Origin of the sequence: Cellulomonas pasadenensis, from assembly GCF_047229365.1 — a bacterium.
In the GTDB taxonomy this organism is placed as follows: domain Bacteria; phylum Actinomycetota; class Actinomycetes; order Actinomycetales; family Cellulomonadaceae; genus Cellulomonas.
The window spans coordinates 1-10,613 of sequence record NZ_JBFTEP010000125.1 but is presented as its reverse complement, the minus strand read 5'-3'; the positions used below and the strand labels follow the sequence as shown (position 1 = coordinate 10,613).

At 76.0% G+C, this 10,613-nt stretch carries 7 protein-coding genes; 5 read left to right on the top strand and 2 right to left on the bottom strand.

Annotated features, from left to right (window positions below; all coding sequences use genetic code 11):
* Nucleotides 1-971: 971 nt before the first annotated feature.
* A complete protein-coding gene (locus AB6N23_RS14900) occupies nt 972-1,544 on the bottom strand; it encodes an MOSC domain-containing protein (protein ID WP_412866795.1) in 573 nt (190 codons plus the stop codon).
* Between the two features lie 201 nt (nt 1,545-1,745).
* Here AB6N23_RS14900 and AB6N23_RS14895 point away from each other — a divergent pair, with 201 nt between their 5' ends.
* The 5 genes from AB6N23_RS14895 (at nt 1,746) to AB6N23_RS14875 (ending at nt 10,258) form a co-directional block, all read left to right on the top strand.
* Entirely contained in the window at nt 1,746-3,029 is a 1,284-nt protein-coding gene (locus tag AB6N23_RS14895; RefSeq protein WP_412866794.1) for an ABC transporter substrate-binding protein, read from the top strand.
* A 24-nt stretch (nt 3,030-3,053) separates the two neighbouring features.
* Complete coding sequence (locus tag AB6N23_RS14890; RefSeq protein ID WP_412866793.1) at nt 3,054-3,977, top strand: carbohydrate ABC transporter permease; 924 nt, start codon at nt 3,054-3,056, stop codon at nt 3,975-3,977.
* Nucleotides 3,977-4,879 carry a carbohydrate ABC transporter permease gene (locus AB6N23_RS14885; RefSeq protein ID WP_412866792.1) on the top strand — a complete coding sequence of 301 codons (903 nt, stop codon included), beginning with the start codon at nt 3,977-3,979 and terminating at the stop codon, nt 4,877-4,879. Before AB6N23_RS14890 ends, AB6N23_RS14885 begins: the two co-directional genes overlap by 1 nt.
* A gap of 118 nt (nt 4,880-4,997) precedes the next feature.
* On the top strand, nt 4,998-8,912 hold the full coding sequence (locus AB6N23_RS14880) for a Pls/PosA family non-ribosomal peptide synthetase (protein ID WP_412866791.1): 3,915 nt from the start codon (nt 4,998-5,000) through the stop codon (nt 8,910-8,912).
* Nucleotides 8,909-10,258: a M1 family metallopeptidase gene (locus AB6N23_RS14875; protein WP_412866790.1), complete on the top strand. Its 1,350-nt coding sequence runs from the start codon at nt 8,909-8,911 to the stop codon at nt 10,256-10,258. The genes AB6N23_RS14880 and AB6N23_RS14875 overlap by 4 nt, the downstream gene beginning before the upstream one ends.
* A gap of 25 nt (nt 10,259-10,283) precedes the next feature.
* On the opposite strand, the gene AB6N23_RS14870 is transcribed toward AB6N23_RS14875, so the two are convergent.
* Nucleotides 10,284-10,613: hypothetical protein (locus AB6N23_RS14870; RefSeq protein WP_412866789.1), on the bottom strand; the 330-nt coding region annotated here is incomplete at its 5' end.

Below are 10,613 nucleotides of genomic sequence, written 5' to 3'. Positions count from 1 at the left end.
CGCCGGCGGCGAGCGCGAGGGCGGCCGCGGCGACGACGCCCGCGGGACGGACCGGCGGACGAGCCGACGGTCGGACGGGTCGGCCGGCTCGGCGGGACGGACGGGCGAGCGACGACGGTGTGCGCATGACGGCCCCCTGTGGCGAGATGTGCGCCGGGAGTCCGGTCTACCACCGCCACCGCAGCCTGCCCACCCCCACCGGCGCCGCACCCGGCCGGCAGCCCCTCGCCGAGCTCCCTCCCGTTCCCGAGCTCGCCGGTCCGACCCCGAGCTCGCCGTCCAGGACCGGCGACCTCACCGTCGAACCGCCGACCTCGGCGTCAGGGGGAGCAGGGTCGGCGCGGAACGGGCTCGGTGCGGCGCACCGGCTCGGGCGTCGAGCTCGTCCGATGTGCTCCGACCTCGTCTCCTCTCCCTGACGAGGTCGACGCACACCTGACGAGGTCGACGACACCTGACGAACGGCACCTGAGGGGTCGGCGTGCGCGGGGCGCCAGGGAGGCCGGTACCCGCTGCCGCGCCGAGATCGCCTGTGCGATGCCGAGGTCGCCGTCCCGAACCGCCGACCTCACCGTCGAACCGGCGACCTCGGCGTCAGGTGGGGCCGAGCAGGGCCGCGCACCGGGTCGGCTCGGTCCGACGACGACGGCGCGGGGCGTCGAGCTCGTCCGATGTGCTCCGACCTCGTCTCCTCTCCCTGACGAGGTCGACGCACACCTGACGAGGTCGCCGTGCGACTGACGAGGTGGCACACGCCCGACGAGGTCGGCATACGTGCGGCGGCCGGGGCGCCCGGTACCCCCTGCCGCGCCGAGATCGCCTGTGCGGTCCCGAGGTCGCCGGCCCGGACCGGCGACGTCGGCGTCGGACCGCCGACCTCGGCGTCGGACCGCCGACCTCGGCGAGGGCCGGCCGCCTCACCGTCGGGCGACCTCGTCGACGGGGTGGTCAGGGCCGCGGCGCACCCGGGGTCATGGGAGGCGGGACGGGAGGCGGCGCACCGCGGCGCCGGCGCGGGCCGGGTCGAGCGGCACCGGGCTGACGAGGACCGCGGGCCCGCGGTGCAGCACGCCGTCGCTCAGCGGCATGCACCGCACGCCGCCGCGGCCGCGCATCGCGGCGTGCGCGCCGGGTGCGAGGACGCGGTCCATCCACGCGCACGGGTTCGCGGGCCGGCCGACGCGCAGGCGCACGCTGCTGCCGCCGGACTCCAGGACGACCTCCTCGCCGAGCAGCGGGGCGAGCTCGGCGCCGCGCAGGACCACGTTGCGGCGCGTGAGCAGCGGGTCGAACGGCCCGGCACCGAGCTCGGCGGCGATCGCGTCGAGGGCCTCGACGGCGAACAGCGTGACGGCGGCGTCCATGTGCGCGGCCCTGCCGAAGAACCGGTCGCCGACGATGCCCTTGCCGGCGACGACCTCGGCGCGCTCGGCGTCGGTGCTCGGCACGTCGGCGGCGCCGTCGCGGGGGCGGCCGAAGTAGGCGTGCTCGGGGGAGACCAGCAGGTGGAGGATCTCGACGTCGTACCGGTGGGGCCCGCTCACGCGACCAGTGTGCGCGGTGCCGCGCGCCGGCGTGCGCCCGGGCGTCCCGACCGGCGGGTCCCGACCGGCACGGCGTCCGGATGTGCGTCGCGGCACCTCGTGCCACGCTGACGGTGAGGGCGGCGCGCACGCCCGGGCCGCACGACGACGGGCCGGGTGCGCACCGGTGCCTCGCGCGACTTCGACGAGGGAGACGAAGACGTGGACGGACAGCGACCCCTCGGGTCCGTGGACCTGACGCGGCGCGGTTTCCTGCGCGGCCTCGGTGCGGCCGGCGCGACCGCGGCCCTGGCCTCGTGCGCGGCCCCGTCGGGCGGCAGCACCACGGAGATCGTCTTCTTCCAGTCGAAGCCCGAGGTGATCGGCTACTTCGACGAGCTCATCCAGCAGTTCCACGAGGCGCAGTCGCGGGTGCGGGTGCGGCACGACGCGACGTCGAACCTGGCGGGCTCGTTCGTCCGCGAGACGCCGCCGGACCTGGGCCTGCTCAACTACAACTTCGAGATCTCCCGGTACGTCGAGCGCGGCGCGCTGAGCGACCTCGGCGACATGCCCGAGGCGGCGCGGATCCGCCCCGACCTCCTGCCGCTCGTCGAGGTCACCGCCACCTACCCCGGCCGCACGAGCGTCATCCCGTACTCGCTCATGGCCGCCGCGGTCCTCTACAACCGCACGATCTTCGCCGAGCACGGCCTGACGCCGCCGACGACGTGGGACGAGTTCCTCGGGGTCTGCGACACCCTCCGGGCGGCGGGCGTGACGCCGGTCTACAGCACGTTCCGCGACCCGTGGACCATCGCGCAGGGCCACTTCGACTACTCGGTCGGCGGCATGCTCGACACGACGGAGTTCTTCACGGACCTCAAGGCGCAGGGCGACGACGTGGGACCCGACTCCCCGGTCGCGTTCCAGCAGCAGTTCCGCGAGCCCGTGGAGCGGATGCAGCAGATCGTCGCGTACACGAACCCGGACGCGGCGAGCCGCGGCTACGGCGACGGGAACCTCGCGTTCGCGAACGGCGCGGCCGCGATGTACCTGCAGGGCCCCTGGGCCCTCACCGAGATCGCGAAGACCAACCCCGACCTCGACGTCGGCGCGTTCCCGCTCCCGGTGACGGACGACCCGGCGGACCGCAAGGTGCGCGTCAACGTGGACCTCGCGCTGTGGATCCCGGAGGGCTCCACCAAGAAGGAGGCGGCGCGCGAGTTCCTGTCCTTCCTCATGCAGCCCGAGATCATCGACACGTACAACGCGGACAACCTCGGCTTCGGCGTCACGACCGACGCACCGCCGGTGACCGACCCGACGCTCGTCGAGCTGCGCGAGTACTACGACCGCGCCGCGTTCTACCTCGGCGCGTCGCAGCTCGTGCCGCAGTCGATCCCGCTGCAGAACTACGCGCAGACCCTCGCGTCGGGCGCCGACCCGCTGCCGGTGCTGCGCACGCTCGACGCCGACTGGGCACGCCTGGCGTTCCGCTCCTGACGCATTCGACGACCGGAGGTCCCCATGGCCACGACCGCAGCCGCCCCGCCCGGGACGTCCCGCGCCGCGGCGGCACCGCGGCGCGACCGTCGGCCGACGGTCAACCGCACGTACTACCTGTTCCTGGTGCCGGCGCTGGTCCTGTTCACGCTCGCGATCACGGTGCCCGCGGTCATGGGCATCACGCTGAGCTTCACGGACTCGGTCGGGTTCGGGGAGTTCTCGTTCACCGGGCTGACCAACTACGTGGCGCTCGCGTCGGACCCGGCGATCCTCGGGTCGTACGGGTTCACGATCGGCTTCGCGCTCGTCACGGTCCTCGTCGTCAACGTCGTCGCCTTCCTGCTGGCGGTGCTGCTGACGTCGCGGATCCGCGCCAAGGTCGCGCTGCGGGCGGTGTTCGTGCTGCCCATGGTGATCTCGGGCATCGTCATCGCGTACGTCTTCAACTTCCTGTTCTCCAACTCGCTGCCGCAGCTGGGGCAGGCGCTCGGCCTGGGCCCGCTCGAGCAGAGCCTGCTGGCGGACCCCGACCTGGCGTGGACGACGATCGTGATCGTGACGGCGTGGCAGGCGATCCCGTCGGCGCTGCTCATCTACATCGCGGGCATCCTGTCGATCCCGGGGGAGGTGTACGAGGCGGCGGCGATGGACGGCGCGTCCGCGGCCCGGCGCCTGCGGTCGATCACGCTCCCGCTGGTCGCCGGGTACGTGCTCATCAACCTCGTCATCGGGTTCAAGAACTTCCTCAACGCCTACGACATCATCGTCGGCCTGACGAACGGCGGCCCCGGCACCGCGACGCGCAGCGTGGCGATGACGATCTTCTCCGGCTTCACCGGCGGCGACTACGCGTACCAGATGGCCAACGCGACGATCTTCTTCCTCATCGCCGTCGTGCTGGCGGTGCTCCAGCTGCGCCTCACGCGCGGGAAGGCGGCGGTGTGATGACCCAGCAGACCCTCACCACGACGGCGCCCGCGCAGGTGCCGGTGCGCCGGCGGCGCCGGTTCACCCGGTCGGGCGGCGAGGAGGAGCACCCGAACCGCGGCGCGACCGTCGCGCTGGTCGTGTGCTCGGTCGCGGTGTTCCTGCCGCTGTACGCGACGCTGTCGATGGCGTTCAAGACGACCGCGCAGTCGGTGGACGGGCGTGTGTTCGCGCTGCCGTCGCCGTTCAGCATCGAGGGGTTCGTCGAGGCGTGGCGCCTCACCAACTTCCCGCGCGGCTTCGCGATCTCGGTGTTCGTCACCGCCGTCACCGTCGTGGGCACGGTCGCGCTGAGCTCGCTGGCCGCGTACGCGATCGCCCGCAACTGGGACCACAGGCTGTTCCGCTGGTCCTTCTTCTACCTGCTCGCGGCGATGTTCCTGCCGTTCCCGGTTCTGGCGCTCTCGCAGGTGAAGCTCACCGGCATGGTCGGGCTGGCGAACCCCGTGGGCGTCGCGCTGCTGCACGTCATGTTCCAGCTGTCGTTCAGCGTGCTGCTGTTCACGGCCTTCATCCGCTCGCTGCCCGAGGAGCTCGAGGAGAGCGCGCGCCTGGACGGGGCGTCGACGTGGGGCGTGTTCCGCCGCGTGGTGTTCCCGATGATGGCGCCGATGAGCGCGACGGTCGCGATCTTCGCGTTCCTCGCCTCGTGGAACGACTTCATGATGCCGTCGCTCATCACGGCCGACTCGACGCTGCAGACGCTGCCCGTGCTGCAGAGCGTGTTCCAGACGCAGTTCAGCAGCAACTACAACGTCGCGTTCGCGTCGTACCTCATGGCGATGGCGCCCGCGATCCTCGTCTACCTGTTCACGCAGCGCTGGGTCATGGCGGGCGTCACGCAGGGCGCGATCAAGTAGCGCCGCCCCCGCCGGTCGCCCGGCGTCCGCCTGCCGTTCACCGGCGTGTGCGAGCATCCCGCGCCGACCGGACGAGCGACGGGTGCAGCAACGCGCCCGGGCAGGAGCGAGACGACCCGTGACCACCCAGGCCCCCGTCGCCGACCCGCTGCGCGCGGCGCACCGCGCGCCCCTGCCGCGCACCCTCGTGGACGTCTTCGCCGAGACCGTGCGCCGGCACCCGGCGGCCGTGGCGATCGACGACGGCGACGAGGTGCTCACGTACGCGGCGCTCGACGAGGCGGTACGCCTGCGTGCCGAGCGGCTCGCGGCGGCGGGCGTCGCCCCGGGGGACCGCGTGGGCGTCCGCGCGACGTCGGGGACCGTGGGCCTGTACCTGTCCGTGCTGGCGGTGCTGCGCGCCGGCGCCGCCTACGTGCCCGTCGACGCCGACGACCCCGACGACCGCGCGCGGCAGGTGTTCGGCGAGGCCGGCGTGCGGGTCGTGCTCGGCGACGGCCCCGACCCGGTGCGGCCGGACGGGACGCCCGTGCCGGGGCGCGGCGCGCGGCCCGCGGCGCCCGCGCCGGACGACGACGCGTGGGTGATCTTCACGTCCGGGTCCACGGGGCGCCCCAAGGGCGTGGCGGTGTCGCACCGCAGCGCCGCCGCGTTCGTCGACGCCGAGGCGCGCCTGTTCCTCCAGGACGCACCGCTCGGCCCGGGCGACCGCGTGCTGGCCGGCCTGTCCGTCGCGTTCGACGCGTCGTGCGAGGAGATGTGGCTCGCGTGGCGGCACGGCGCGACGCTCGTGCCCGCGCCGCGCTCGCTCGTGCGCGCCGGGACCGAGCTCGGCCCGTGGCTCGTCGAGCGGGAGATCAGCGTCGTGTCGACCGTCCCGACGCTCGCCGGGCTGTGGCCGGCCGACGCGCTCGCGGGCGTGCGGCTGCTGATCTTCGGCGGCGAGGCCGTCCCGCCGGAGCTGGCCGCGCGCCTGGCCGGGCCCGGCCGCGAGCTGTGGAACACCTACGGCCCCACCGAGGCGACGGTCGTCGCGTGCGCCGCGCCGCTCGTGCCCGGCGAGCGCGTGCGCATCGGGCTGCCCCTCGACGGGTGGGACCTCGCGGTAGTGGGGCCCGACGGCACCGAGGTCGCCGAGGGCGGGACGGGCGAGCTCGTCATCGGCGGCGTCGGCGTCGCGCGGTACCTCGACCCCGATCTGGACGCCGCGCGGTTCGCCGCCGCGCCCGGGCTGGGGTGGGACCGTGCCTACCGCACCGGCGACCTCGTCGAGCGGCACGCCGCGGGGCTCGTGTTCGTCGGGCGCGCCGACGACCAGGTCAAGGTCAACGGCCACCGCATCGAGCTCGCCGAGGTCGACGCGGCCCTGCTGGCGCTGCCCGGCGTCGTGGGCGCCGCGGCCGCCGTCCGTCGCTCGGCCACCGGCGCGGCGCTGCTCGTGGGGTACGTCGTGCCCGCCGACGGCGGCCCGCTCGACACGCCCGACCTGCTGGGGCGGCTGCGCGCCGTCCTGCCCGGGTCGATGGTGCCGCTGCTCGCGGCCGTCGACGACATCCCCACGCGCACCTCCGGCAAGGTGGACCGCGACGCGCTGCCGTGGCCGGTCCCCGGTGCGGGGGAGGCGCCGGCCGGCGCAGGCCTCACCGGCACCGCGGCGTGGGTGGGGCAGCAGTGGGCCGACGTCATCGGCGTGCACCCCGCCGACGCGCAGGACGACTTCTTCCAGCGCGGCGGCAGCTCGCTCACGGCCGCGCAGCTCGTCTCCGCGCTGCGTGCGCGCTACCCGGAGGCGACCGTCGCGGACGTGTACGCGCACCCCGCGGTCGGCGACCTGGCCGTCCACCTGGAGGCGACGTGGCCGGACCTCGGCGCGGAGCCCGCCGAGGCGGCACGCACCGCGCCCGTGCGGCCCGTGCCCGCCGGGAGCCAGGCCGTGCAGCTGCTCGCGCTCCTGCCGCTGCGGGGGCTGGTCGCGCTGCGGTGGCTCACCGTCCTCGCGGCGCTCGCGAACGCCGCGGACCTCGTCGCGCCGCTGCCGTGGCTGCCGCCGGTCTCCTGGTGGTGGGTCGCCGCCGGCTGGCTGCTGACGATCAGCCCGGTCGGGCGCCTGGGCCTCACCGCGCTCGGCGCACGCCTGCTGCTCGCGGGCGTCGGCCCGGGCACGTACCCGCGCGGCGGGTCGGTGCACCTGCGGCTGTGGGCGGCCGAGCGGCTCGCCGAGCAGCTCGGTGCCCTCACGCCGACGACCGCGGCGTTCGTGGGCCTGTACGCCCGCGCGCTCGGGGTGCGGCTCGGACGCGACGTCGACCTGCACTCCGTGCCGCCCGTCACCGGCATGCTCACGCTCGGGCGCGGCTGCGCCGTCGAGCCCGAGGTCGACCTGTCGGGTCACTGGGTGGACGGCGACGTCGTGCACGTCGGGCACGTGACGATCGGCGCCGGCGCGACCGTCGGTGCGCGCAGCGTGCTCTACCCGGGCGCCCACGTCGGCGCCGGCACGGACGTCGCCGCGGGCTCCGCCGTGCACGGGGCGACCGGCGAGGACGAGTACTGGACCGGCTCGCCCGCCGCGCGGGCGCACGAGGCGCGGCACCCGTGGCCGGCCCGGCGACCCGCGGTCGGCGTGCGTCCCGGCCTCTGGACGTGCGCGTACGCGCTCGCGGGGGCGCTCGTCGCGGTGCTGCCCGTCGTCTCCGTGGCCGCCGGCCTGGTCGTCGTCGGCGCCGCCGTGCGCGGGACGCCCACGCTCGCCGACGCGGTCGCCCCCGCGCTCCTCGCGAGCGTGCCGGCGGGGCTGCTCGCCTACGCGCTGTACGCCCTGCTCGTCGTCGTGTCCGTGCGGCTGCTCGGCCGCGGCCTCGTCGAGGGCTACCATCCCGTGCGCTCGGGCCAGGGCCTGCGCGCCTGGACCACGCAGCGGCTCACCGACACGGCCCGCACGACGCTGTTCCCGGTGTACTCGTCCGTGCTCACGCCCACGTGGATGCGGCTGCTCGGCGCCCGCGTCGGCGCCGGCACGGAGATCTCCACGGTGGTCGGCCTGCCGACGATGATGCGGGTCAAGGACGGCGCGTTCCTCGCCGACGACACGATGGTCGCCCCGTACGAGCTCGGCGGCGGGTGGCTGCGCGTGGCCGCGGCGAAGGTCGGCCGCCGCGCGTTCCTCGGCAACTCCGGGATGACCGCCCCGGGCCGCGCCGTGCCGAAGAACGGCCTGGTCGCGGTGCTGTCGGCGACGCCGAACCGCACGCGCGCCGGGTCGAGCTACCTCGGCAGCCCGCCGGCGCTGCTGCCCCGCGCGGCGACCCTGGACGACCCGGCCCGCACGTACGACCCGCCCGCGCGGCTGCGCCGGGCGCGGGCGGCGGTCGAGGTCGCCCGCGTGGTGCCGGCGCTGCTCGTCGGGACGCTGGGGCTCGCCACGGCGCTCGTCCTCCAGGCCGTGGTGCTCACCGCCGGCTGGGGTGCCGCCGTGCTCGTGGGCGGCGTCGTGCTGCTCGGCACCGGCGTCGTCGCGGCGGTCGTGACCGTCGTCGCCAAGTGGCTGCTCGCCGGCCGCCACCGCACCGCGGACCACCCGCTGTGGAGCGCGGCCGTCTGGCGCGGCGAGCTGGCGGACACGTTCACCGAGATGCTGGCCGCGCCGTACTTCGCGGACGCGGTCACGGGTACCGTCGCGCTGGTGTGGTGGCTGCGCGGGCTCGGTGCCCGGATCGGGCGGGGCGTGTGGTGCCAGTCGTACTGGCTGCCGGAGGCGGACCTCGTCCGGCTCGGTGACGGGGCGACCGTGGGGCCCGGGTGCGTCGTGCAGACCCACCTCTTCCACGACCGCGTGATGAGCCTCGACACCGTGACGCTCGGCGACGGCGCGACCCTCGGGGCGCACGGCGTCGTGCTGCCGGCCGCCGGCATCGGCGCGGGCGCCACCGTCGGGCCCGCGTCCCTCGTGCTGCGCGGTGAGCAGGTGCCCGCCGGGTCGCGCTGGGTCGGCAACCCGATCGCGCCGTGGCGCACCGCCCCGGTGCCCGCGTGAGCGCGGCCGCGCCCGTCGCACCGCCGGACGACCGGTACGCCACCGGGCACGGGGACCCGGCCTTCCACGTCGCCCACTACGACCTCGACCTGACGTACCGCGTCGCGCCGAACCGCCTGCGCGGCACGGCGACGCTCACGGTCGAGACGCGCGCCGCCACGGACGTCCTCACGCTGGACCTCGCGGGCCTCGCGGTCGAGAAGGTGACGGTCGCCGGCACGCGGCTCGCCCGGTGGACGCACCGCGGGGGCCGGCTCGCGCTGCGGCTCGCGCGCGAGGTGCCGGCCGGCACGCGCCTCACCCTCGTCGTCGCGTACGGCGGCACGCCGCAGCCCGTGCGCAGCCCGTGGGGGACGGTCGGCTGGGAGGAGCTCGAGGACGGCGCCCTGGTCGCGAGCCAGCCCACGGGCGCGCCGTCCTGGTTCCCGTGCAACGACCGGCCCGACGACAAGGCGACGTACCGGACCGCGCTCACGGTGGACCAGCCGTACCGCGCGCTCGCCCACGGCGTCCTCGTCGACCGGCGCGCGCGCGCGAGCACCACGACGTGGGTGCACGAGGAGCGCCGCCCCACGCCGACCTACCTCGCGACCGTGCAGGTCGGCCGCTACGAGGAGGTGCCGCTCGGCGACGGACCGGCGCCCCAGCGGGCGCTCGTGCCCGCGGCGCTCGTGCCCGCCGTGCGCGGGCGCCTGGCGCACCACGCGGCGCTCCTGCGGTGCTTCGCGGACGCGTTCGGGCCCTACCCGTTCGGCACGTACACGCTCGTGTGCACGGCCGACGACCTCGAGATCCCGGTCGAGGCGCAGGGCGTGTCCGTGTTCGGGGCGAACCACCTCGCCGGACCCGACGACGACGGCCGGCTCGTCGCGCACGAGCTCGCCCACCAGTGGTTCGGCAACAGCGTCGGCGTCGGCACGTGGCGGGACATCTGGCTCAACGAGGGCTTCGCCTGCTGGGCGGAGTGGTGGTGGTCGGAGGCGTCCGGCGGCCCCGACGCCGCGACCCTCGCCCGCACGTGGCACGCCCGGCTGCGCGCCCGGCCGCAGGACCTCGTCCTCGCGGACCCCGGCTACGCGCGCCTCTTCGACGACCGCGTCTACAAGCGGGGCGCGCTCACGCTGCAGGCGCTGCGCACCACGCTCGGGACGCCCGCCTTCCTCGGGCTCGTCCGGGCGTGGACCGACCGGCACGCGCACGCGACCGCCACGACGGACGACCTGCGGGCGCTCGCGGACGAGCACGCGCGGGCGGCGGGCGGCGACGCGCTCGCGGCGGACGTCACCGCGCTGCTCGCCGCGTGGCTCGACCGCCCGGCGCTCCCGCCGCTGCCGGCCGCGCGCTGACCCTCGGGCCGCCGCCCGGCGCGCCTCACCGCGGTGTGCACACGGCGAGCAGCGCCGACCCGTCGTGCACGCTCACGGTCATGCCGCCGCGGACGGCCGTGCGGAGGCGGTCGACGGGCGTGCCGCCTCCCGGCGGGGGATCGACCGCCACGGCGCCGACGACCGCGGCGCCGACCGGCAGGTCACGCAGCGGCAGGTCGTGCACGCGCACCGGCGTCCGCGAGCCCGGCACGCGGACGCGGTCGCGGCGGACGTCCACGTCGGCCGGGTCGGTCCGCAGCCCCGTCCGGCGCGCCTTCAGCACGGCCTCCGTGCGCGCCCACGCGCGCGCCAGCGCGGCCGTGCGGACGTCGGC